The organism is Echinicola rosea (assembly GCF_005281475.1).
In the GTDB taxonomy this organism is placed as follows: domain Bacteria; phylum Bacteroidota; class Bacteroidia; order Cytophagales; family Cyclobacteriaceae; genus Echinicola; species Echinicola rosea.
The window spans coordinates 1,373,804-1,400,084 of record NZ_CP040106.1 but is presented as its reverse complement, the minus strand read 5'-3'; the positions used below and the strand labels follow the sequence as shown (position 1 = coordinate 1,400,084).

Below are 26,281 nucleotides of genomic sequence, written 5' to 3'. Positions count from 1 at the left end.
GGTTTTTGGGTTACTTTTTTGACCTGAAGCAAAAAAGTAACAAAGGTAAAGGGATGAAAACCACCTAGGAATTTAGCTAGAAACCTCAGTTCGATTATAAAACCGTCACTGCGAGGCTTAGAGGAGGCCTGAGCGGGTGGAAGCCGTGGCAGTTTCGGGATTGCCACACCCTTTTCCAACCCACATCCTCCTTAAAAGGGTTCGCTTTTAATACTAAAATTAAGTCGAGCTCAGGTTGGAGAAATAACTGCCCAAGGAAAAAAGATAGAACCCGTATTTATCAGATACGCACTAACTAATGGGTTCAATGATAAAAAGTCTTTCGAACAATTTAGTACAATACACCATGCGGCTTCTCGATCAGGCAAAAATACTAATGCTCTCTTGCTCAAAGAAAGTTTCTACCTTTTGTTCTTGGCTGGGTATGGATGAATTGCCAAGTAGGTTTCTGAATTGCATCTTAAGGCTTTTAGCCGGTGTCCTATCTGTGGCGCGGTAGTTCTTTCCTTTGTGTTGCTGTGTCACTCCCCGAATCGGTTGTCGTGCTTGGGAAATTTCTTCGAGGTATTGGTATAGGGTATCGGCAAGCAGCTGTGACGTCTTGATATCGATGGAAGTCTCGTCGTCACCTGGTACAAGTGCAGGATAAACTTTTGCCAAGATATTTCCAGTATCCACCCCTTGGCTGATATGATGGATGGTACCTCCTACCTTTTCGTAATTCTTTTCATAAAGCGCCCAAAATAGCGTGTCGTTCCCGCGGTATTCTGGTGCTATTCCATAGTGAACATTTACCGTTGCCAATTTTGGGATTTGAGTGACTTCTTGACTGAGCAGCGGTGCCCTGCAGGTGATCAGCAGGTCTGGAGACAATCTCTTTAAAAATTCGATACCCTCTGGTGAATTCAGCATTTTACTATCGAAAGTTACTTTGTTTAATATCCCACTGCTCCCGTCATCCACCACGGCCAGATTTCGCTTCAGTGCGCGATAGCGCAGTTTTGCCAAGAGGCGGGTTGCCAAATCCCCAAAACTTCTTTTCTTGCGCTTTTTAGCAAAACTCGGCTGCACCACCACCGCTCGAGGCTGAAATTGGAGAATCCTGTTCACCACAATCATCTCTCTAGCCTTACACTCACTTATCACTACTATTTTCATATCTGATAGACTCTCAATTAATTACAGCAATCCATGGCACTATATTGGTGGAAAAGAAATGGCTTCATTGCCACTAAAACAGCAGCCACCTACAATATAAATGAATTACAGTATATTAAAAATGTATTTCACATATATTAAATTCCTTTATATAAACCTCTTATGATTCTTAAAAGTTTCAATTTTTAAGTGTTTTTCACCAACCCACTCCAGTACTGTCATTTTGGCACAAAACGAGAATTGGAACACCGCTTGATAATTAGCAGATGGTTAAATTCAGCAAAAAATCTAAAAACATAAATAGCTATGCAGGAAAAAGGTACAATCTCGATCCATACCGAGAATATTTTCCCGATCATCAAGAAGTTTCTTTATTCGGACAATGAGATTTTTCTCAGAGAGTTGGTATCCAATGCGGTGGATGCTACCCAGAAGGTAAAGCGGCTGGCAACCTTAGGCCAGTACAGCGGTGAATTGGGTGATTTGACCGTAGAAGTGAGTTTTGACAAGGAGAAAAAGACCATTACCATTGCCGATAAAGGCCTTGGTATGACGGCAGAGGAAATCAAAAAATACATCAACCAGATTGCTTTTTCTGGTGCCACCGAATTCGTAGAGAAGTTTAAGGACGCCAAAGATGCCAATGAGATCATCGGTAAATTCGGATTGGGTTTTTACTCTGCCTTTATGGTGGCCCATCGGGTGGACATACACTCCCTTTCTTATCAAGAAGGCGCTACGCCTGCCAAATGGACATGTGATGGCAGTACTTCATTTGAGATTTCTGAAGGAGACCGTACCGAGCGCGGTACCGAGATCGTGCTGCACATCAATGAAGAGTCCGAGGAATTTTTGGACAAGTGGAAACTTCAGGAAATCCTGGACAAATACTGTAAATTCCTCCCCATCCCGATCAAGTTTGAGACCAAAACCGAAAATGTAGAGGATGGCAAAGATGAAGAAGGGAAACCTAAATACAAGTCAGTAGAAGTTGATAACATCATCAACACCACCCAGCCCATCTGGACCAAAGCGCCGAGTGAGCTAAAAGACGAGGATTATCTCGCTTTTTACAAAGAACTGTACCCCATGAGCGAAGATCCGCTATTCTGGATCCACCTGAATGTGGACTATCCATTTAACCTTACAGGGGTCCTATATTTCCCTAAAGTAAAAAATGAATTCGAGCTACAGCGCAATAAAATCAAGCTCTTCTCAAGACAGGTATTCATTACCGATGAGGTGAAAGACATCGTTCCGGAATTCCTGATGTTGCTGCACGGTGTGATCGACTCTCCGGATATCCCACTAAATGTATCACGAAGCTTCTTACAGGCGGACGGGAATGTGAAAAAGATCAACAGCTACATCACCAAAAAGGTGGCCGACAAGCTGGGTGAACTGTTCAAAAAAGACAGAAAATCCTACGAGTCCAAATGGAATGATATTGGGCTCTTTGTGAAATATGGCATGGTCAGCGAAGACAAGTTCTATGACAAAGCAAAAGATTTTGCCCTGCTCAAAAACACCAAGGATGAATACTTCACCATACCTGAATACCAGGAAAAAGTAAAAGCTGCACAGACGGACAAAGACGAGCAGACCATTTTCCTCTACAGCACTGATCCCGATAAGCAAAATACCTTTATCGAATCCGCCAACAAGAAGGATTATGACGTGCTTTCGCTCGACTCTCCGATAGACAGCCATTTTATCAATAACTTGGAGCAGAAGCTGGAAAAAACCTCCCTCAAGCGTGTGGATGCCGATGTCGTGGATAAGCTGATCAAAAAAGAGGATAGTACCGCTAATGTCCTGACAGAGGAACAAAGCAAGCAAGTGAAGGAGATCTTTGAAAAAGCCATAGCCAACCAGAGCTATACGGTGGAAGTGGAAGGTCTCAGCCCAGAGGAACTTCCTGTGACCATCACCATGGAGGAGTTTATGCGCAGGATGAAAGACATGGCACAGACCGGAGGAGGTATGGGCTTCTATGGTGCTATGCCTGACAATTACAAAGTAGCCATCAATGGCAACCACAAGATCATCGACAAAATCCTCAAGGCAGAAGGTGAGGACGAAAAAGGGCGACTGGCCAAGCAGGCATTTGATCTGGCGAAGCTTTCCCAAGGAATGCTTTCAGGAAAGGACCTGACCGAGTTTGTGAAGAGAAGTGTGGAGATGATCTAATTCACCTCCTCTTGCCCATTTGAAAGCTCCCCATAGCATAAGATACTATGGGGAGTTTTTGTATAAAAGGCATTGGTCATTTTCACTATTTTTGATTTATTTAAACTAATATTTTGCTTTTTTAACTTATTACGACATATTATTATTTTTAAATATAAAAAACCTCTTAAATATTTTTGAAACCATTTATCAATTTATTTACTTTTAGCAGGTCTTGCACCTTGTGACCATACAGGTCTATAAAGGAATTTAGCAGACTATTGATCTATTTATTTTCATTAACCCATTTAGTATGACCAAGTTTTACAATCAATGGTCCTTGATAACGCTATTGTTATTGAGTACCGGATTATCAGCGTTTGCCCAGCGAACGATTTCAGGTAAGATCACGGATGACACGGAAGAAGGACTGCCCGGAGCCACTGTCTTGGTGAAGGGAACTTCAAACGGTACCGTGACTGATCTGGACGGCATGTACTCCATAGAGGTCCCCAGCAATGAAAGTATTCTCGTATTTTCTTTTGTAGGATATGAATCCAAAGAGGAAAAGGTAGGCACAAGAAGTGCTATCGATGTGACGCTTGGGGCATCGATGAGCAGTCTGGAAGAGGTCGTAGTAACAGGCTACACTTCCCAGTCAAAAAAGGACATCACAGGCGCCGTATCGTCGGTGGATTCAGAAGAACTTCAAAAAGTCCCGGCGACTACTTTTGCACAACAACTTCAGGGCCGCGCATCAGGTGTAAACATCGTAAACGATGCCACTCCAGGCGGCAATGCTACCGTAAGGATTCGAGGTTTTGGTACGATCGGAAACAATGATCCACTCTATGTCATCGATGGAGTGCCAACCCAAAACCAAGGCAATTTAAACCCCAATGATATCGAGTCAATCCAAATCCTAAAAGATGCTTCCGCAGCTTCCATCTACGGATCCAGAGCGGCCAATGGGGTAGTGATCATCACGACTAAGCGTGGCAAAGTAGGAAAACCCACTATAGCTGTCAGCGCCTATTACGGTACTCAATCAGCCGCCAACAGCCCCGAAGTGCTCAATGGAGAGGAGCTCGGCCGATACCTGTACTTAGCCAATACCTACGCCGGCAGAACCACAGATCATGGCCAATATACCTATGGCTCCAATGGCGAAGTAATGATACCGGATTATGTTTTTCCAAGTGGCGCCATGGAAGGTGACCCGGCGACCAATCCAGACTTATATGCGCTGGAGCCTGGTAATATTTACCCCATCACCCGTGCAGGCGATACAGACTGGTGGAAAGAATCTACAGGAAAGGCTCCCATCCAGAATTATCAGGTAAGTGCTGCAGGGGGGACCGAAAATGGGCGGTATGCATTATCCCTAAATTATTTTAACCAAGAAGGGATCGTCAATAATGTAGGCTATGAAAGGTACAGCCTTCGAGCAAATACCGAATTCAAGGCCCTGAACAACAAACTGACCATTGGCGAAAACCTTTCTACCTCATTTGACATCCGCAAGGGAGGATTTTCCAATGACGACGAACAAAACGCAGTTTCCAGTTCATATAAAAACCACCCGCTTCTCCCGGTATATGATATTATGGGGCAATTTGCAGGAAGCCGTGGACGGAATTTGGGCAACAACTACAATCCTGTTGCCATCCTTGAACGGCAGAAAGATAACCGTCATTTCAGAATCCGTGGATTTGGCAATGTATATGCCTCCTATGACATTACGGATGACCTGATTTTCAAGACCAGTTATGGATTTGATGGCAATATGAGAAGAAGCAGGCTCCTCGGAAGGCCGCAACCTGAATATGTAGAAGGAAACTTCATCAATAGCTCAGAGGCCCAAAATCAATATTCTCTCCAGACCGTCTGGACGAATACCTTAAGTTGGTCTCATGCCATTGGCGATATACACAAAGTGGACGCTTATATAGGCACCGAGGCCATCCGGGAATTTGGTGAGACATTCACTGCCAGAAGGGAGAAGTTTCCCTTTCTGTCCACCCAAGTGCTTAGCTACCTTGACCTGGGAGATGCCTCCACGGCAAAAAACTCGGGCGAGGTAAATGTGGACTATAGCCTATTTTCCACTTTTGGCCAGTTTAACTATTCTTATGAAGGCAAATACCTCGTACAGTTTATCCTTAGGAATGATGCATCGTCTAGGTTCTTACAGGCCTCCAGATCAGCAGTGTTCCCTGCGTTTAGCTTAGGATGGAGATTATCGGATGAATTATTTGTCAGAAATGCCTTGCCTTTTATATCGGATATGAAATTGCGCTATGGCTGGGGCAAGACTGGTAACCAGCTGATTGGAGACTACAATGCCTACACCACTTATAAAACCAATATCTTTAATGCGGGTTACCCGATTGATGGCTCCACTTCTACCCCCACTGTGGGGTTTGATGTACTGCAGTTTGGCAATAGAAATGCCAAATGGGAGTCCACCACTTCCAATAACCTCGGGCTTGACGTAGAAATGCTCGCTGGAAAGATCTTTTTCGAATTGGACCTTTGGAACAGAAAAACCACGGACATGTTGTTTCAGGTTCCGGTGAGCTATGGCCACGGCGATGCAGTAGCGCCATATTTCAATGTCGGGCAGATGACCAACAAAGGAATGGATATTAGTTTGGGATATAACAATACTGCCCATGGCCGGGATTTTAGTTACAGCATATCAGGTAACTACTCCATGTATCGCAATAATGTGGACCAACTAGATGAAGGCGAAAATGCAGTGCTGTTTGGCAGGGCCACCCGGGTACCATCGCTCACGATCAGCCGTGCGGGCATTCCACTTTCTTCATTTTTTGGGTATAAGGTAGTAGGCATTTTCCAAACACAGGAAGAGGCAGACTCTTGGCCTGCTTATGGAGAATACAATGCTCCTGGTAAGTTTAAAGTCCAAGATATAAATGAAGATGGCGTCATCACAGATGCTGACCGTACCATTATCGGCAATCCCCATCCCGACTTCAATTTTGGCATCAATATCAGCCTGGGATATAAAAACTGGGACTTGGATATCTTCGGAAATGGATCTGTTGGAAATGATATTTACAATTACGTCCGGTACTTTACGGACTTTAACACTTTCCAAGGAAACCGTTCAAAAAGGGCATTATACGAGGCTTGGCAGCCAAGCAATCCTCAAGCACCACGCAGCCAATGGATCGCCGCCGATCCAAGTGCCCAAACACCCATCATGGACGCCAATGACCAAGTAAGTAGCCGGCCTTCCAGTTACTTTATTGAGGATGGTTCCTATTTCAGGCTCAGGAATATACAGTTGACTTACCACTTGCCAGCCCAAGGACTAAAAGCCCTTGGGCTGGGCAGTGCTTCGGTGTACTTACAGGGACAAAACCTCCTGACCTTCACCAATTATTCCGGCTTAAATCCCGAGATCCAAGTGGGAACTGAAAATGACGCCACCTTGGGTTTTGATGGCGGATATATGCCGGTTTCCAAAAGCCTGATTTTAGGTTTGAACATATCATTTTAATTGAAGCACCATGAAAAGAACAATAATAAATATAAAGCAAACACTGATGATATTGGCAGCAGGCATTATCTGTCTGTCCTGCAGCGATGAATTTTTGGAGCGGCCACCTCAGGGGAGTATAAGCGAGGAGGAGTTGGCTTCACCTGACGGTGTAGAAGGTCTTTTGATCGGCGCCTACAAGATGACGACAGGCTACGGACTGGAAGGCCAAAGCTCCTGGAACGGGGCGGTGGACAACTGGGTCTATGGTGGAGTTACTTCTGATGACGCCTACAAAGGTACAGATGCTGGTGATCAACCGGAACAGTCCTTCCTGGAAAGGTATGACTTTCAACCCACCAATAATCACTTGAAAAATAAATGGCGAGCCCTTTATAAAGGTATCGCCCGGACCAATGACGTGCTGAATACCCTGAAAAATGTGGAAGCAGGCATCTCCGATGCCCGTCGCCAACAAATTGTGGCTGAGGCTAGGTTTCTGCGTGGTTTCTTTCATTTTGAAGCTAGGAAGATGTGGCGAAAAGTACCCTATATCTCCGATGAGGTATTTGACATCAATGACCTCGAAAGCTCCAAGGTTCCTAATGACAAGGAGATCTGGCCTGATATCGAAGGAGATCTAAAAGCAGCCATGGATATGCTTCCTGACCAACAAACACAAGTAGGAAGACCCACTAAGTGGGCGGCCATGGCATTCTTAGCAAAAGCCTGTATGTACCAAGGCTGGGATGAAGCTACCGGGACAGCCAATACCGCTAAACTACAACAAGCCAAGGCACTATTGGAAGAAATCGTGGCTTCTGGAAAGTTTGAGCTCACCGAGAAATTTGAGGAGAATTTTTTGGTAGGGACCAGAAATAACGTGGAATCAATTTTTGAAATCCAATATAATATCTCCGGTGCTAACCAACAGGCCTCTAATGAAACCACCACGCTGAATTATCCCTATACAGACCCTTGGGGATGTTGTGGCTTTTACCAACCTTCGCAGAATTTAGTGAATGCCTACAAAACGGATGAAAATGGCCTTCCGCTTTTGGAGACCTTTAATGAAGAAGACGTAACCAACGACCAAGGAATTGCGTGGAATGCTGACTTTACACCTTATCAGGGTCCATTGGATCCGCGACTCGACCATACGGTCGGCAGGAGAGGAATTCTACACAAAGGCTTCAAAATCCACGGCAGCGACTTTATACGAGATCAAAACTACGCAGGTCCCTATTCGCCCAAGAAGCATTTGGCCGAACCGCAGTTTTTTGGGATAGGGGCCAATCCTAGATTATCGGCCAATAATTACAGGATCATGCGGTACAGCATGGTTTTGCTCTGGCTGGCAGAATGTGAAGTGGAAATTGGCAGCTTGGAAAGGGCCAGAGAGCTGGTCAATATGATCCGTGAAAGGGCTGCAAACCCAAATGGCTTCGTCCCAAAAGCCATCCAAGGTGCAGAAAGGAATGACTTTTCCATTGTAGAAGGGGAAGCAGCAGCCAATTATGTCATCGCTACTTATAATGAACCTTGGGTGGACAAAGAAATGGCGAGAAAAGCTGTAAGGATGGAAACCCGCCTTGAATTTGCGATGGAAGGGCACCGCTTCTTTGACCTGCAGCGTTGGGGAATTGCCGCTGAGGTACTGAACGAATACTTGGAAGTGGAAAAAACGAAACGTTCCTATCTGAAAGATGCCTCTTTCACCAAAGGTAAAAATGAGTACTATCCGATTCCATTGGAAGCAATCGAAAGATCCTATTTGAATGGTACTCCTACCCTTACCCAAGATCCTGCTTATTAAAACCACCACCTAAATCAGGAAAGCCAACGGAAATCACATCACTTACCATAGTAGCCTGGCATCCTGACAAATCCTATGATGCTTAAAAATCCTCGATTATTTCGGGGATTTTTTTTTCTCATTTCTGTCAAAAACCCTTCTATTGCGCCCATTCATGCCCTATTTAAGGAAAACCTTAGCCCTATCGGCCGTTACCTCTAGGAAAAAAACCCTACAACCTGAGTGATTTCAGGAATTATTTTATTTTTGTAAGATGTTATCCAAGAAAACCAAATATGCCTTTCATGCGTTGACCTACCTGGGAAAGCATAAGGAAGAAGGCTCAGTATTGATACAAGACATTGCCGCAGAGCACGGTATCTCACACAAATTTCTGGAAAATATCTTGCTGGAATTGAAGAAGGCAGGTTTTTTGGGAAGTAAAAAAGGAAAAGGCGGTGGCTATTACCTGATAAAAGAACCAAAGGACATCCCCTTGTCCAGGATAATCCGACTTTTGGATGGCCCGATAGCCCTCTTACCGTGTGTGAGTTTAAACTATTATGAAGCCTGTGAAGAGTGCAGGGACCAAGAGAAATGTGGATTAAACCAAGTCATGATCCAAGTGAGAGATGAGACACTTAACATACTGGAAAACAAAACCTTATCTGACATCTTAGACAAAGAGTGAAAAAATTTTCCTATAAACCCTACTTTTTTTATAGGTTTTATATACTTTTGTCTTTCAACAAATTATAAAACCTATGATTTTTGATCAGTCTATCAAAAAATGGTTTGTAGATGAGGAGGGGAAAGACACCAATATAAAGAGTGTCTTAAAATCCATTTCCTGGAGGATGGTGGGCACTATAGATACCATGGTGATCTCCTACCTGATCACAGGAGAGATAAAGACAGCATTGTCCATCGGCTCCATCGAAGTGGTAAGCAAAATGGTGCTTTACTATTTTCACGAGCGGGCTTGGGCGAGAGTATCCGATAACAAATAATTGCCATGAAAAAGAACCTTTTGAAAGATTTGTCCACCCGGCTAGACAACCTCTCCATCGCAGAGGCAATGGCCCAGCTGTGTGAGTTGTTTCCTGGAAAGGTTGTGTTTTCCACCTCCTTGGGCCAGGAAGACCAGGTGATTACAGAAATCATCGCCAAGCATAATCTTCCGGTAAAAATTTTTACCTTGGATACTGGAAGGTTATTTTATGAGACTTATGACCTTTTGGCCAGAACCGAAAGCAGATATAAAGTAAAAATAAAGCCCTATTATCCCACTACCAACTCGGTGGAAAAACTGGTCGGCGATATAGGGATCAATGGATTCTATGAATCCCCAGAAAACAGAAAAAGCTGTTGCTACGTCCGTAAGGTAGAGCCCCTCAAGCGGGCACTTGCGGGGAACAGTATCTGGATTACCGGATTACGTTCCGAACAAAACAACAACCGGAGTTCCATGCAAAAGCTTGAATGGGACGAAGGCAACCAGATCATGAAATTCAACCCCCTGCTGGATTGGACCTCTGAAGACATGCTCCAATACATCAGTGAACACAAAATCCCATATAACCCACTTCACGACAAAGGATTCGTCAGCATTGGCTGTGCTCCATGTACGCGTGCGATCGAACCTGGTGAAGACCCACGCGCCGGCAGATGGTGGTGGGAAGTTTCGCATAAAGAATGTGGATTACACATAAAATAGAAGTTTCGCTTGGAGCTTTGTATGGAAAAACCATTGCCCAGAGCTTCCGATAAAAACAATAATAGCACATGAAAAACACGTTTGTTCCTAATCCGAAAGAAGCCGAATCCATTCACATCATCCGTGAAGTGGCTGCCCAATTCGAAAAACCGGTGTTGATGTTTTCCGGTGGAAAAGACTCCATCACCCTGGTAAGATTAGCTCAAAAGGCCTTTTATCCTGCAAAGATCCCATTTCCTCTATTGCACGTGGACACGGGGCATAATTTTCCCGAAACGATCGAATTCCGCGACAAGTTGGTGGAAGAGCTCGGACTGGAACTGATCGTGGCCAATGTCCAAGACTCCATCGACCAAGGAAAAGTACAGGAAGAAAGGGGCCGTTATTCAAGTAGAAACTCCCTGCAGACCACTACGCTGCTGGACGCCATCGAAGAGCATAAGTTTGACGCGTGTATTGGTGGAGCCCGTAGAGACGAAGAAAAAGCCAGGGCAAAAGAACGGGTCTTTTCCGTCCGGGACGACTTCGGCCAATGGGATGAAAAGAACCAACGCCCAGAGCTCTTTGATATGCTGAACGGAAAGATCCACCACGGACAGAACGTGAGGGCTTTCCCGATTTCCAACTGGACAGAGCTGGACGTATGGGAATACATCAAAACCGAAAACATCAAGATACCATCTATCTATTTTGCCCATAAGCGGGAAACTTTTGTGCGGGACGGTATGATCTGGACCGCATCAGAGCATGTTTACAGGGAAGAGCACGAGCAAGTTGAAGAGCGAATGGTCCGATTCAGGACAGTTGGTGACATGACCTGTACGGCAGCTGTACTTTCTGAAGCAGAAACACTCGAAGAAGTAGTGGATGAAATCCGGGCAAGTACGATTTCCGAGCGTGGTGCCAGAATCGATGACAAACGCTCCGAGGCCGCCATGGAAAACCGTAAAAAAGTAGGCTACTTTTAGCAGTAAGTAAGCCATAGAAAGTATCGAGAGAGAATAGAACAAAGAGACAAGATTTTATGAGCACTGAAAATAGAAAACTGATCAATATAGCGACGGCAGGTAGTGTAGATGACGGAAAAAGCACGCTAATCGGACGACTGCTTTACGACACAAAGTCCCTGACCACCGACAAGCTGGAAGCCATTGAGCGCAATAGCAAGCAAAAAGGCTTTGATTACCTTGACTTCTCATTGGCCACGGATGGTTTGGTAGCAGAAAGGGAGCAAGGGATTACCATTGATGTAGCTCACATCTATTTCAATACCGAAAAAACCAATTACATCATCGCGGACACTCCTGGACACGTGGAATACACCCGAAACATGGTGACTGGCGCTTCCACATCAGCAGCAGCCATCATCCTGATCGATGCCAGAAAAGGAGTGATCGAGCAGACTTACCGCCACTTCTTCATCAATGACCTGCTGCGCGTAGGCCATGTGATTGTGGCAGTAAACAAGATGGACCTGGTGGACTATGACCAGCAGGTGTACGAAGATATCAAGAAGGATTTTGAAGGGCTGATCGAGAAAAGCAACTACTCAGAAGACCAGGTAAGGTTCATTCCAGTTAGTGCCCTGCACGGTGACAACATAGCCGGTGGATCCGAGAATATGGACTGGTATCAAGGACCATCCCTTTTGGATTACTTGGAAGGACTTGAGATTGACGAATCAGAAGACAACAGTGCAGCGAGGTTTCCCGTGCAATATGTGGTCAGACCAAAAACAGATGCACACCATGACTTCCGTGGTTTTGCGGGCAAACTTTACGGAGGCAAACTAGCCGTGGGCGATGAAGTGACGGTACTGCCATCTTTCACTAGCAGCAAGGTAGAATCCATTAATTTCTTCGATCAGGAATTTGACGAGGCGATCCCAGGCAGCTCGGTGACCATCACCCTAGAGGATGAAGTGAACGTTAGCCGTGGTGATATGTTGGTAAAGTCCAATGAACTGCCAAAATCCGAAAAGCAATTGTCAGCCACCATTTGTCAGGTAAACAGCAAACCGCTAAGGACTGGGGCCAAATACATCCTTCAACATGGCGTAAACCAAGTGTTGGCCAAAGTAGATAGCATAGAGGGCTTGGTACATACTGATTTCTCCGGTACAGAGGGAACGGACCAGTTGAAGTTAAATGATATCGGTAAAGTGAACTTCAGGCTCAGCAAGCCTATTCACTTTGACCCCTACCAAGAGAGCAAGTCCAACGGAAGCTTTATCCTTATCGATGAGGGTTCCTTTGATACGACCAGCGTAGGGTTCATCCAATAGCACCCTTTCCGCTTTGGCGGACTGGGCTTTTCACCCAAAAATCAAAACAACCACTATGCAAAGCTTTAGAACAGAGATAGAGAATCCCATCGTGGAAAAAGACATTATCGAACTTGAAAAGAAAATTTCGCTTTTCAAGGACGGTAAGATAGACGAAGAGAAATTCAGAAGCCTTCGGTTGGCCAGAGGCGTTTACGGCCAGCGTCAGCCGGGTGTGCAGATGATCAGGATCAAATTGCCCTATGGCAAGGTGACCGGCAAACAGCTGCACAGAATCTGTAAGGTTTCTGATGAATATTCTACGGGAAGGTTACATATTACCACTCGACAAGATATCCAGATCCACTATGTAAGCTTGGACAGGACACCTGAGCTATGGGCAGAACTGGAAAAAGATGATGTGACACTGCGTGAAGCCTGCGGAAATACCGTCAGAAATGTCACTGCTTCAGAAACTGCCGGGGTAGATCCCAAGGAGCCATTTGATGTGACTCCTTACGCGGATGCGACCTTTAAATACATGCTGAGAAATCCGATCTGCCAAGAAATGGGGAGGAAGTTCAAAATGGCTTTTTCGGCCACTGAAGATGACACTGCCCTCACTTACCTGCATGACTTGGGCTTTATCCCTCAGGTAAAAACGGTAAATGGTGAAGAAGTCCGTGGCTTTAAGGTGCTCCTTGGCGGAGGCTTGGGTTCGCAGCCCAGACATGCTGATGTGATCGAGGAGTTTTTAGCGACCGATAAGTTGATTCCTTTCATTGAAGGGGTGGTCAGAATTTTTGACCGCCACGGCGAGCGTGCCAAAAGGATGAAGGCCAGGATGAAGTTCTTGATCAAGGACATAGGAGTAGAGGAGTTTATGAAACTGGTAGCGGAAGAGCAGAAAGCCCTTCAATTCCAGTCATATCCCATCGATTATAAATCATATGAAGCCGCTCAGAAGCTTCCAAATCCTGAAATTCCAGCAGTGGAAACACCCACAGGCGAAGCATATGAAAGGTGGCTAAACACCAATGTTCTGCCTCAAAAGCAAGAAGGATACGTTTCCATAGGCATCAAGGTGCACTTGGGCGACTTCTACACCGACAAGGCTCGTCAGCTAGCGGACTTGGTAAGCAAATACGCCAATGACGAAATCCGCCTCAGCTTACGACAAAATATCCTGATAAGGGATGTAAAGAAAGAAGCAATACCATTCTTTTATCGGGAATTGGAAAAACTGGATTTTGTGGCCTATGGCTATGATACACTTGGGGACCTGACGGCATGTCCCGGTACAGATACCTGTAACCTGGGTATTGCGAGCAGCACAGGTGCCGCACATGTACTGGAAGAAGTAATCTTCAAAGAATATCCCCAGTACCTGTCCAATAGAAACCTGAGTATTAAAATTTCGGGCTGCATGAATGCCTGTGGCCAACACAACATGGCCTCTATCGGGTTTCAGGGCATGTCCATCAAAGTGGGCAAATCCGTCATTCCTGCCCTGCAAGTCTTGCTTGGTGGGGCCACTTTGGGTCATGGGCAAGGGCGATTTGCAGATAAAGTCATCAAAATCCCAAGTAAACGAGCTCCTCAAGCGCTCCGTTTGATCCTTGACGATTATGAAAAAAATGCTGAAAAAGATGAGGTATTCGTAGAATATTATGACCGTCAAGGGCAAATGTATTTCTATGAATTCTTAAAGCCACTGACCAGCACGGACGATATCGTGGACAGCGATTATATCGACTGGGGCAATGAGCAGGAATATGTCAAAGCTGTCGGTGTAGGGGAATGTGCCGGTGTGGTCATCGACTTGGTAGCCACCCTGCTCTTGGAAGCCAGGGAAAAGCTGGCCAACGCCGAGGACAGCTTCAATGACAAGAAATGGTCAGACAGCGTGTACCATACTTATGCCACCTTGGTAAATACGGCTAAAGCCATCTTGGTTTCTGAAGGTAAGAAAACCAATTCTTATGCAGATATCGTGAAGCAATTTGACGAAACATTCGTAGATTCAGGAAAAATCAAGTTGGATGGCAGCTTTGCAGATATCGTGTATGAAATTCAGCAAAACGCTCCTACGGAAGCCTTTGCGAAAGCATATTACGAAAAAGCCGAGAAAGTTTATCATACCATTAGCGATTACAGAGCGAAGGAGGTAGAAGCATGATATCAGCCATCACACCGAAATTGACTTTGGTCGGTGCCGGCCCTGGTGATCCGGAATTGATCACCCTCAAAGGCATTTTGGCACTGGGAAAGGCGGATGTGATACTTTATGATGCATTAGTGGATAAAGCGCTCCTAAAACATGCCACCAAAAATGCCCTTAAGGTATTTGTAGGAAAGCGGCATGGGTGCAAATGGAATCCCCAGCAGGACACCAACAAGTTGATCGTGGAATATGCCCTCAAGCACGGCCATGTGGTACGGCTAAAGGGTGGAGATCCTTTTGTGTTTGGCCGGGGAGCTGAAGAAATAGACTATGTTCAGCAATTTGGTATAGAGACTGAAGTGGTTCCAGGGATTACCTCTAGCATTTCTGTACCCGCTTACCAGGGTATTCCTGTGACAAAGCGTGGTATCTCAGAGAGCTTTTGGGTAATTACAGGCACTACCTCATCAGGCCAGCTGTCCCGTGATATACAGCTGGCGACCCAATCCACAGCAACGGTAGTCATCTTGATGGGCACCAGAAAACTTCCGGAGATCGTAGCGGCCTTTACTCAGGCAGGGAGGGAAAACACACCCATTGCCCTGATTCAAAGCGGTACTACATCGGATGAAAAAGTGGTTGCCGGTCACATACATGACATCGAACATAAAGTACAGGCATCTGGCATTGGAGCACCCGCTGTTATTGTCATCGGCGAGGTGGTACGAGAGAGTCCTAAATTAATGGAAGTATATCGAGAAGCTATCAGTGCATAGCGTCATAAACATCAACAGCATCGGGAAAATCACCCATTCCCGATGCTACTTTAACACATAAACCATAACCACCATGAATGAACTTTACCCCGTGTTTCTAAAAGTAGCACAACTGGACACTTTGATCGTAGGAGGAGGAAACGTGGGGCTGGAAAAATTAAGCTTTTTACTCAAATCCAGTCCAAAAGCCAACGTAACCGTTCTTGCCAAGGAAATCTCAGATGAGATCAAGGCGATTGCAGCCAAAACGGAAAATCTACAGCTCATCGAAGCTGCCTATGATAAAACCTATCTCGAAAACCGTCACATCGTTATTGGTGCCACTGACGATAAGGAAGTAAACAAGCAGATCCAACAGGACGCAAAAGCCAAGCATCTATTGGTAAATATTGCCGATACGCCAGAGCTGTGCGATTTTTATCTGGGCGGCATTGTCACCAAAGGGAATGTGAAGATCGCCATTAGTACCAATGGCAAATCACCGACTACTGCCAAACGACTGCGCCAGTTTCTGGAAGAAGTCATCCCTGATGACATCAACGAAATGGTCGAAAACATCCATCAATATCGGGATACGCTAAAAGGCGACTTCGAATATAAAGTAGAGGCCCTAAACAAACTGACGAAAGAACTCCTAGTGAAGTAAAATATTCCTGCCCACTTTACCACTGGAAAAGGCTAAAAAGAACAGTTTGATGGTTTGCCAATCTCAACTGTTCGACAAAAAACATATATGCGGTTGATTTAATTTTATAAAGAACAGATAGTTTCTATCTGTTTTTTTATTTACGAATCATTTCTCTTTTACATACTTACTTTCATTAACTTTTTATTAATAGTCCTATTTCTATTAAAATTGGCTATTCGTCATTTTAATCCTAACAGGGTTATACTTTTTTGATACCCGATAGACTTATGCTGCTATAGTTGATTTGGGCCATTAATGAATGTTAATTTTTACTTAAGACTGCCTATCCTGAATTAAAACATAGATAATCGAAACTTTTGAATTGGTACGGATTGAAGCGATAGTTTTGCGACGAATTAAGGCAATAACAGACCTTACAGCTATGCAATTCATTGAATTTCAATCATCTACCACCTATAACTTACATTTCTTTATGAAACAGGCTTTTACTATTTTACTATTGCTGTTTTTGTTTCCTTTTTTGGCTATCGGCCAAGATCAGGTCACTGGACAGGTAACCGACGCCTCTGGAATGGGGCTGCCGGGAGTTACGGTTATGATCAAAGGTACCACCAAGGGTACCGTTGCCGATTTTGAAGGTAATTATACCATTGAAGCGGCCACTGATGCAGTTTTGCAATTTAGTTTTATTGGCTTTACCACTCAGGAAATCCCTGTAAACGGCCAATCCAACATTGATATCACCCTTACTGAGGATGAAAAGAGCCTCGATGAAGTGGTCGTAACGGCCATCGGTATCAAGCAGCAAAAGAAAAAGCTCGGCTATGCTACCCAAGAAGTAAATACTGACGGGCTGGAACAGGCCAATACCATGAATGTCGGCAATGCGCTTTCAGGTCAAGTGGCCGGCCTGACGGTCACCAACCCCACCGGGATGTTCCAATCTCCTAATTTCACCTTAAGGGGTAAAACTCCCCTGATCGTATTGGATGGGGTACCTGTGGAGACGGATTTTTATGACATTTCTCCTGACGACATCGAAAGTATCAACGTCCTGAAGGGGGGAGCTGCATCAGCACTGTATGGCGCCCGAGGAAAAAATGGTGCCATCCTGATCACCAGAAAAAATGCCTCCAAAGAAGGCCTTACGATCACGGCATCTACCAGCAATATGGTAACAGCAGGATTTACGGTATTTCCCGAAACCCAAACGGAGTATGGTAACGGCTCTAATGGAAAATACGAATTCTGGGATGGTGCTGATGGCGGGATCTCAGATGGTGATATGATCTGGGGGCCGAAGTTTGAACCCGGCGTGATGGTGCCGCAATGGAACAGTCCCATCAGAGATAAGGAAACTGGCGAAACCATCGAATGGTATGGAAATGTAGCCGGAACCGTATATGATGACAAATCCCGTTATGAGCGTGTACCTACCCCGTGGGTGAGACATGATAACTTGAAGGACTTTTTGCGCACTGGCATCGTTACCAAGAATGATTTTTCTGTAGCCTACCAAGGTGATCGGGCACAGTTTTACTTCTCGGGCAACTTCTCCAACCAGAAGGGACAGGTGCCAAACACCTCCCTTACCACAGGCGGGTTAACCTTTAATTCTTCCTTTAAGTTACTGGAGAACTTGCAGCTTGATGCGACGGCAAGTTATAACAAAGTTTATTCTCCCAATTACCCGCGATACGGTTATGGCCCCAAAAATCACATGTACACCATCCTGATCTGGATGGGTGATGACGTGAACGGCCAAGACCTGAAAGACCACATGTACGTGCCAGGACTGGAAGGATACCGCCAGGCCAACTACAATTACGCATGGTATAACAATGTGTATTTTGCAGCCCATGAATTGAACCAGCAATTTGACCAAAACACACTGGATGGAAAGCTTAAACTGAAATATCAGATCACACCAGACCTGTATATTCAGGGTAGGATATCGGCCAGACAAAGGGCGGACTTCAGCGATATGCAAAGTCCTAAATCTTACATGAACTACGGTGATTCCAGAAACGGCGATTATAAAATGTGGAATGATGACCAGCTCAACTTGGACACCGATTTCTTGGCAAGCTATTACAAGACCCTTACGGATAACTTTTCCTTCGGTGTAAATGCCGGTGCGTCAAGTTTCCGGAGGACCTACCAGCAGGAATATGCCTCTTCTGATGGATTGATCGTTCCGGGCGTTTATAGCCTTAGCAATACACAAGGACCGGTACAAGCATCCAACGTTTTCCGCGAAAAAGCCATTCGGAGTGTGTATGGTACTGTAAACTTGGAAATGTGGAATTCGGTATTCCTAAACCTTACCGGAAGAAACGACTGGTCCTCTACCCTTCCTGCTTCGACTAACTCCTACTTCTATCCTTCAGCATCCTTAAGTGCGATGGTGTCCGAATTCATCACTTTGCCGAAGGCCATGGATTACCTGAAAGTATATACTTCTTGGTCAGAAGTATCCAGTGACCTGGATCCATATAGCTTGCAGGCCACCTATAACAAAGGCGTCACCTACGGCTCCACCCCATCGGTGTATTATCCATCAGGATTGGTCAATCCGGCTATCCAGCCAGAAAAATCCACTACTTTTGAAGCAGGCTTGAGTACTTCGTTTGCTCAGAAAAGATTGACACTGGAAGGTACTTATTACCGCATCTTGGACGAAAACCAGATCATCAACCTCAGCATTTCCGAAGCTTCCGGATTCACTTCCAGAAAGGTAAATGGCAATGAATATACAACCAACGGCGTGGAGATCATGATGAATTATTTGGCCATTGACCACGACAAATTTGACTGGAATATTGGACTGAACTGGACGCGCTTTGTGAGGCGAATCACGGACATCTACGGTGGTGAAGATCGTTATGGAAACCTAAGAAAGAATGACCGCGCAGATGCATATTATGCCACTGTTTGGCAGAAAAGTGCCGATGGACAGGTTATCCTGGACGCCAACACTGGCCTACCGACCAAGGACCCCTACCCGACCAAAATCGGCCACTTGGATCCAAGTTGGAGATTAGGCATTCAGAACCGCTTCCGCATCGGGGACTTCAGAGTCGATATGGACGTGGACGGTGCATGGGGTGGTTTGATCCGATCTTTGACCATCGAAAAAATGTGGTGGGGCGGCAAGCATCCAAACTCCGTGCTCTACAGAGACCAAGAATATGCAGCAGGAGAACCTGTTTACGTACCGGAAGGCGTAGTAGTCACTGGTGGCGAGCTTACCAGGGACGTAGATGGCAATGTCATCTCTGATACCCGTGAGTACGCGCAAAACACCACAGCCGTAAGCTGGCAGACCTGGTCACAAATTTACCCGTACCAAGCGCAGGTAACCGAAGAAGAAAGCGAGACCTTTGCCAATGTCTTTGACCGCTCTTATTTCAAGTTGAGAAGGCTGGCGGTAACCTATGACCTGATGAACATCATGCAGTCCGAAAAGATCAAAAAGCTGGACCTTTCGCTTTACGGCTATAACCTTGCCATGTGGAAAAAAATGCCGCTTTTGGATCCGGACTATGGTGATGACAATAACCTCCAAGATCCTTCATCCAGGTATGTAGGGTTTACCTTGAAGGCTACATTTTAAGGGATTTTGCAATTACGAAATTATAAGAAAATGAAAAATATACTTATCCTATTTGCGGCATTGATTGGTTTGGCATCCTGTGACAACCTTCAGGAGATGAATGTCAATCCTAACCTGCCTACAGAGACCCATCCGCAGCTTTTGCTGACCAATATCGAATGGGAAGCGTTTAGGTCCTATCAAGGAACTTCCCCACTTTACGCCCTCAAAATGCTCGTGCAAACTGATGGTGAAAACACCAACCAATATTACAAATGGGCCAGGGGAAGCTACGGAGCCTACAGCGATTTGCGCGACGTGACCAAGATGATCGAAGAAGGTGAACGGATCAACGACATGACTTATGTGGCATTGGGCAAGTTTTTCCGGGCCTACCACTTCTATAACCTGACAATGACCTTCGGAGACGTACCTTATACTGCATCCTTAAAAGGAGAAAACGAAGAAAACTATGCTCCAGCATATGACAGCCAAGAAGCGGTATTTGAAGGCATCCTTGCCGAGCTAAAGGAAGCCAATGACATCTTGGCCGAGTCCAATAACATCATCGCCGGTGATATCATCTATGACGGTGACCTGACCAGCTGGAGAAAATTGATCAACGCCTTTAGACTTAAGGTGATATTGACCCTTTCCGAAAAAAGTGGCAGTATCGATGTGAGTGAATTCGCCACAATCTATCAAAATCAACCCCTGATGGAAAATGTGGAAGAAAACGGTCAAGTGGTATTCCTTGACCAGCAAAACAACCGGTATCCTACATTTAACAGCAGTAGCTTTAGCTCCGGTATGTATATGGACTCCACATTTATCCAGCGGCTTCAAGAGCGGGAAGATCCCAGGTTGTTCATCTATTGCACCCAGACCAAATCAGCCAAGGAAGCTGGAAAGGCCATTGATGATTTTACTGCTTATGAGGGTGGTGATCCAGCCGCTCCCTATGCTGAAGTGAACGAAAAAGCTACGCAAGGAAATGTCTCCAAAGTAAACGAACGCTATCACCAAGACCCCGTTAACGAACCTTATATGCTGCTTGGATTTGCAGAACAGCAGCTAATCCTGGCCGAGGCTGCCGTTAGGGGCTGGATCACTGCTGATGCTGGCGCACTGTATGAATCCGCGGTAAAAGCATCTTTTAGATTCTATGAGCTGTATTCCGAAGAATATGCCACTTACGTGACCGAAGAAGCCGCCAATATTTACTTGACCAAGTCCATCAATAATTTCTCCGCAGCCACTTCTGAGGAAGAGGAAATCCAGCTTATTATCATGCAAAAATACCTGCAGTCCTTTTTCCAGCTGGGATGGACTTCGTTTTATGAATACCACAGAGTAGGAGGATATCCTTCTTTCAGGAGACCTGCAGGTGTGGCGATCCCCTATCGATGGATCTATCCGCAGTCAGAGTACAATTATAACGCCACCAATGTAACCGAAGCCATTACCCGCCAGTTTGGGGAAGGCAACGATCAGATTAACCAAATGCCTTGGTGGTTGGAATAGAATAATTATGCCTCAAAGGCGCTAAGACATGAAGGTATTATCAGGTAAATACTCTAAAACAGAATATCCCGACCTTCTTCTTGGTGACTTTGAGGCTTTATAGCAAAATAAATATAGGACATCGAGGCAGAAAGAACTTAAAGGTTTCTCCGCTAAGGAATTAAAAAAAGCCCATTAAATTCCTGAGTGACTTCCAGCCTTGGTAGCTTCTTTTTACTTTAAATGATTAGTTTTAAAGTATCAACCTGATTTGCATAAGAGACATGAACGATTCTAGAAGAGATTTTTTAAAGAAGGCCGCCTTACTTTCTGGCAGTGCCGGGATGTGGAGTGTATTGCCCACTTCCATCGAGAAAGCACTGGCCATTTCGCCAGATCCAGGGACCACTTTTTACGATGCGGAGCATGTCGTCATGCTCATGCAAGAAAACCGCTCCTTTGACCATTGCTTTGGCACGCTAAAGGGTGTCCGGGGCTTTAATGATCCACGGGCGATCAGCCTGCCGGACAAGAATCCCGTTTGGTTACAGCCGGACAAGAACGGCAATCGTTTTGCCCCATTTCGGTTTGACATCAAAGACACCAAAGCCACTTGGATGCGTGATATTCCCCATAGTTGGGAAAACCAAGTGGATGCCCGCAATGAAGGCAAATACAATGGCTGGATAGAGGCCAAAAGATCTGGCCGTGCGGAATTTCGCGATGTGCCGATGACCATGGGCTATTACAGCCGTGAGGATATTCCTTTTTACTATGCGCTGGCCGATGCATTTACCGTCTGTGACCAGCACTTCTGTGCCTCCCTGACAGGAACCACGACGAACAGAAATTATTTCTGGGCAGGAATGACCCACGGTGAGGGCGAAAAAGCCAGGGTCCGCAATGGAGAACTAAACTACAGCCATGAGGTGGATTGGGCTACTTTCCCGGACAGATTAGAAGACGAGGGAATTTCCTGGAAGGTCTATCAAAACGAAATCAGTCTTCCTACCGGCGTAGAAGACAGTTCATTGCTGGCCAATTTTACCGATAATAACCTCGAGTGGTTCAAGCAGTTTGGGGTAAGGTACAGTCAAGGCCATTACCAGTACCTGAAAAAAAGACAGCAAGAATTACCGGCTGAGCTAGAGGCCTTGGAAGCAAATCTGCCCAAGCCTGATGTGGATAAAGATGCGCTCTCCGAGCAAATCGCAGAAAAGAAAGCCGAACAGGCCAAACTGAAGGAATACCTTGCCACTTGGAACCCCGAGAAATTCAACCAACTGTCCCAAAGAGAGCAGCGTCTTCATAAAAAGGCTTTTGCCACCAACAGTGGCGACAAAAATTACCATAAAGTGGAGACCTTAACTTACGCTGACGGTCCTGAGCAGCGCGAAACAAACATTCCTAAGGGCGACGTGCTGTATCAATTTCGCAAGGATGTCAAGGAAGGGAAGTTGCCGGCTGTTTCGTGGGTGGTAGCCCCACAGAAATTTTCCGATCATCCAAGTGCCCCTTGGTACGGAGCCTGGTATGTATCTGAGGTAATGGATATCCTCACCCAAAATCCTGAGGTTTGGAAAAAGACCATCTTTATCCTAAACTATGACGAGAATGATGGTTATTTTGATCATGTTCCACCTTTTGTAGCCCCAAATCCAAATGATCCCGACAATGGAAAAGCCTCGGATGGACTGGATACCACAGGGGAATTTGTGACCAAAGAAGAAGAGCAGGCTGCTGGATTTAGTGCAGAAGATTCCAGGACCAGCCCTGTAGGCCTGGGCTACCGGGTGCCACTCGTGATCGCCTCTCCATGGACCCGTGGTGGCTGGGTCAATTCGCAAGTCTGTGACATCACCTCCACCATTCAGTTAATGGAGAAGTGGCTTTCCAAAAAAACCGGAAAAACCATCAAGGAAACCAATATCAGTGAATGGCGAAGAGCGGTCAGCGGTGACTTGACATCAGCTTTCCGACCGTATAAAGGTGAAGATATAGATTTGCCAGCATGGGTGGACAGAACCAAGCACGTCCAGCAGATTTACAATGCAAAATTCAAGGACCTACCCAAAAACTTCAAGACACTAACAGAGGACGAAGCCCGTAAAGTAGCAGCTGATCCCCAAAATGATGCTTTACCCCAGCAGGAGCCCGGTACCAAACCCTCCAATAGCCTTCCTTACGAACTTTATGTAGATGGCAAAGTCAGCGAAGATGGAAAACACTTCATGGTGACGTTTGAAGCGGCCACGGATATCTTCGGAGACGAGTCCCTTGGAGCACCATTTAATGTATATGCTCCCGGTAACTACTGGAACCAATCTTCCGAAACATATGAGCCTGTCAAGACCTGGGCTTTTGCCGTAAAATCCGGCGATACTGTACAGTACCAGTGGCCTTTGGAGGCCTTTGAAAATGGCCGCTACCACCTCAGGGTCTATGGACCAAATGGGTACTTCAGGGAGTTTTTGGGTGATGCGCAAGGACCACGTGTGGAGCTTTACTGCAAGCCTATCAAAAAACGGAGAAACTATACGGATAAGCTGAAAATTACCGTCAAAAACGTTAGCTCCTTACAGGCCCTCAACTTAAAACTAGCGGACGAGACCTACCAAAATCTTGAGAAGGCATTCAAGGTAAATGCTGAGGACGAAGCAAGCTTTACATTGGATACATCATCTTCCAAGGGCTGGTATGATTTCAAACTCCAATCTCCCGGTATTAGCACATTTGAGGTGCGCTATGCGGGCAGACTGGAAACCGGCAAGGACAGTATTTCGGATCCTTTTATGGGCCGAGAAGTGAGTGGTAGTTAGACAAAAGAGCCAAGAAGAAAGAGAAAAGATCAATGTATAACCTCCCCGCTGAGCGGGGAGGTTATACATTTTTTTAAACCTTCTAATCTCCAGCCTCTATCCGCTTTCGCCAGTAACCTGTCTTGAAATAGATGAAAGCTACGATGGCCGAAACCCAGTTGGAGATGGGGAAAGCCCAATAAATCCCCTCGTGACCCAATGAGGTATGGTAAGCCAAATAATAGCCCACGGGAAATCGGATAATCCAAAGGTTCAGGAAAGAAACAAACATGGAAGCTTTGGTAAATCCTGCTCCATTAAAAGTACCATTGACCACCTGCTGCACGCCAAGAAAGCCAAAACTAGGCCCCATGATCTTTATGAAAAGTGCCCCATCTGCAATGACATTCGGCTCATTGGGAACGAAAAACCTCACCAGGTTCTCTGCAAACAGAAACAACAACACACCGATGCCTGTCAGCCCAAAAAAGGCAACTTTCACACTGAGCAAGCCTGTTTCTTCTGCTCTTTTGAGTTTTTGCGCCCCTACATTCTGTCCTACTAGGGTAGTCGTCGCGATGGCCAATCCCAATGCCGGAACGATGACAAAGCTCAGCATTCTGGCTCCTACACCATAGGCAGCGACCGTCTCACTACCAAAGCTTGTTACCAGCATGACCATCATGATCATTCCCAAAGCCCTGGCCGATTGCTCCATACTCGAAGGGAACCCAAGCTGGAAGAGCTTTTTGGCCCAAGAAGGATCCCATTTCATTTCAGAAAAATGGATTTGAATGCCATGCCTTCCTCTCCACATGATATAGATGCCTGCGATGGCCGACAGTCCTTGCGTAATGACACTGGCCACGGCCGCACCCGCTACACCGAAGCCTGGGATGGGACCAAAGCCGTATATAAAAAGCGGGTCAAGCACCAAATTGAGCAATACGGTAACCAATACCACATACACCGGTAGCTTGACATTGCCGATACCACGCATAAGGGACTGGAACACGAAGAACATGAAGAGAAAGACAAATCCCAGTGAGGATACTTTAAAATAGTCCACCGAATCGGAATAGATTTCTGGGCCTGCACCGATCAGCCTCATCAAGGGACCAGCAGAAAAATACCCCACAATAGCGAGTAAGACCGAAACAGAAAACACCACAAATACCGTCTGAGAAGAGGCCGAATCAACCATTGGCTGATTATTGGCTCCCTTATGCTGAGAGACGAGCACCGTACCGGCAAGCGTAAGCCCAGCTCCAACCGACAAGATCAGAAAGAGAATAGGAAAACTCACACTCACCGCTGCCACCGCATTGGCCCCCAATCTACCGAGCCAAAAAGTATCAATCAGCTGATAGGCAGTTTGAAGGACATTGGCTAATATGATCGGAAAGGCAAGGCTGACAAGGGCAGAAATTAACTTTCCTTCTGTATATTTTTTCTCTTTCGGTGCTTGCATAAAAACAGTTGGTCAAAGATAATTAATCATAAAGAAATAGCATCTGGAAAGGGGAGTTTTGTCAGGGCAAAAGCCTTTAGTGTTTTGAAAGGAAACAATTTTCGTGTAGGCATAGCTATCATCATTGCCGCTGGCACTCCTTCGGGAGCTTGAGGAGCGCTTAAGGTTCTGCGGATGAATCCGTAGGTTACAAAATTTATCTTGCCGCTGGCACTTTGCGCCGATTTGTACATGGGAAAGCGCAGTAGCCTATCTTACCGAATGGCTGGAAAACAGGCATACCAAGGGCCGTCAAAAGGAAGCGATACCTTTACGGGACTTATTAACTGAATCCGCCTTGCAGGTATTGGGCGTTAAGAAATTAAATAGCGGGTGGGCAAAAAGGCAGGCTTGTTTGACGAAATACTTCCCAAAAAGAATGTTGGCAGCTAGAAAAGGAGGAGTTTGCATGCATGAGGGGAGGTTTTAATTTTAGGCCAATAGCTGCACACCTGTGCGCCGTGGCGTAGCGGCGGGGTTTTTTGGTTACTTTTTTGACCTGCAGCAAAAAAGTGACAAAGGTAAAGGGATGAAAACCACCTAGGGATTTAGCTAGAAAAATAACTGCCCAAGGAAAAAATATAGAACCCGTATTTTCCAGATACGCACTAACTAAACGGCATTGCCCGTTTTAAGCATTAGGAATCGTAATAGATAGGCTAATGCATAATGCGGG

The 26,281-nt window shown here is 45.6% G+C and carries 16 protein-coding genes; 14 read left to right on the top strand and 2 right to left on the bottom strand.

What is annotated here, in order from left to right; genetic code table 11:
* Window positions 1-360 precede the first annotated feature (360 nt).
* Window positions 361-1,158: a formyl transferase gene (locus FDP09_RS05790; protein ID WP_137401749.1), complete on the bottom strand. Its 798-nt coding sequence runs from the start codon at window positions 1,156-1,158 to the stop codon at window positions 361-363.
* A gap of 306 nt (window positions 1,159-1,464) precedes the next feature.
* Between FDP09_RS05790 and htpG the strand changes: the two genes are divergently transcribed.
* The 14 genes from htpG (at window position 1,465) to FDP09_RS05720 (ending at window position 24,116) form a co-directional block, all read left to right on the top strand.
* Window positions 1,465-3,348, top strand: a complete 1,884-nt coding sequence (gene htpG / locus FDP09_RS05785) for a molecular chaperone HtpG (RefSeq protein WP_137401748.1) — start codon at window positions 1,465-1,467, stop codon at window positions 3,346-3,348.
* Between the two features lie 292 nt (window positions 3,349-3,640).
* A complete protein-coding gene (locus FDP09_RS05780; RefSeq protein ID WP_137401747.1) occupies window positions 3,641-6,856 on the top strand; it encodes a SusC/RagA family TonB-linked outer membrane protein in 3,216 nt (1,071 codons plus the stop codon).
* A 10-nt stretch (window positions 6,857-6,866) separates the two neighbouring features.
* On the top strand, window positions 6,867-8,651 hold the full coding sequence (locus tag FDP09_RS05775; protein WP_137401746.1) for a RagB/SusD family nutrient uptake outer membrane protein: 1,785 nt from the start codon (window positions 6,867-6,869) through the stop codon (window positions 8,649-8,651).
* Window positions 8,652-8,904: 253 nt separating this feature from the next.
* Window positions 8,905-9,321 (top strand): RrF2 family transcriptional regulator, encoded by a 417-nt coding sequence (locus FDP09_RS05770; RefSeq protein ID WP_137401745.1) that lies wholly within the window; start codon window positions 8,905-8,907, stop codon window positions 9,319-9,321.
* A gap of 73 nt (window positions 9,322-9,394) precedes the next feature.
* Window positions 9,395-9,640, top strand: coding sequence for a DUF2061 domain-containing protein (locus FDP09_RS05765; RefSeq protein WP_137401744.1), 246 nt, complete (start codon window positions 9,395-9,397; stop codon window positions 9,638-9,640).
* A 5-nt stretch (window positions 9,641-9,645) separates the two neighbouring features.
* Window positions 9,646-10,347: a phosphoadenylyl-sulfate reductase gene (locus FDP09_RS05760; RefSeq protein ID WP_187328807.1), complete on the top strand. Its 702-nt coding sequence runs from the start codon at window positions 9,646-9,648 to the stop codon at window positions 10,345-10,347.
* Window positions 10,348-10,415: 68 nt separating this feature from the next.
* Entirely contained in the window at window positions 10,416-11,315 is a 900-nt protein-coding gene (cysD, locus tag FDP09_RS05755; RefSeq protein ID WP_137401742.1) for a sulfate adenylyltransferase subunit CysD, read from the top strand.
* A 56-nt stretch (window positions 11,316-11,371) separates the two neighbouring features.
* The gene (locus tag FDP09_RS05750; RefSeq protein WP_137401741.1) at window positions 11,372-12,631 is read left to right on the top strand and encodes a sulfate adenylyltransferase subunit 1; all 1,260 of its coding nucleotides are present in this window, start codon (window positions 11,372-11,374) and stop codon (window positions 12,629-12,631) included.
* A gap of 55 nt (window positions 12,632-12,686) precedes the next feature.
* On the top strand, window positions 12,687-14,789 hold the full coding sequence (locus FDP09_RS05745) for a HEPN domain-containing protein (protein WP_137401740.1): 2,103 nt from the start codon (window positions 12,687-12,689) through the stop codon (window positions 14,787-14,789).
* On the top strand, window positions 14,786-15,550 hold the full coding sequence (cobA, locus tag FDP09_RS05740; RefSeq protein WP_137401739.1) for a uroporphyrinogen-III C-methyltransferase: 765 nt from the start codon (window positions 14,786-14,788) through the stop codon (window positions 15,548-15,550). Before FDP09_RS05745 ends, cobA begins: the two co-directional genes overlap by 4 nt.
* Window positions 15,551-15,623: 73 nt before the next feature.
* Entirely contained in the window at window positions 15,624-16,196 is a 573-nt protein-coding gene (locus FDP09_RS05735) for a precorrin-2 dehydrogenase/sirohydrochlorin ferrochelatase family protein (RefSeq protein WP_137401738.1), read from the top strand.
* A gap of 475 nt (window positions 16,197-16,671) precedes the next feature.
* Window positions 16,672-19,815 carry a SusC/RagA family TonB-linked outer membrane protein gene (locus FDP09_RS05730; protein WP_137401737.1) on the top strand — a complete coding sequence of 1,048 codons (3,144 nt, stop codon included), beginning with the start codon at window positions 16,672-16,674 and terminating at the stop codon, window positions 19,813-19,815.
* Between the two features lie 30 nt (window positions 19,816-19,845).
* Window positions 19,846-21,318 carry a SusD/RagB family nutrient-binding outer membrane lipoprotein gene (locus tag FDP09_RS05725; RefSeq protein WP_137401736.1) on the top strand — a complete coding sequence of 491 codons (1,473 nt, stop codon included), beginning with the start codon at window positions 19,846-19,848 and terminating at the stop codon, window positions 21,316-21,318.
* Between the two features lie 263 nt (window positions 21,319-21,581).
* On the top strand, window positions 21,582-24,116 hold the full coding sequence (locus FDP09_RS05720) for a phosphocholine-specific phospholipase C (RefSeq protein WP_137401735.1): 2,535 nt from the start codon (window positions 21,582-21,584) through the stop codon (window positions 24,114-24,116).
* A gap of 82 nt (window positions 24,117-24,198) precedes the next feature.
* Here FDP09_RS05720 and FDP09_RS05715 read toward each other — a convergent pair whose 3' ends face one another.
* Entirely contained in the window at window positions 24,199-25,566 is a 1,368-nt protein-coding gene (locus FDP09_RS05715) for an MATE family efflux transporter (RefSeq protein WP_137401734.1), read from the bottom strand.
* Window positions 25,567-26,281: the final 715 nt, after the last annotated feature.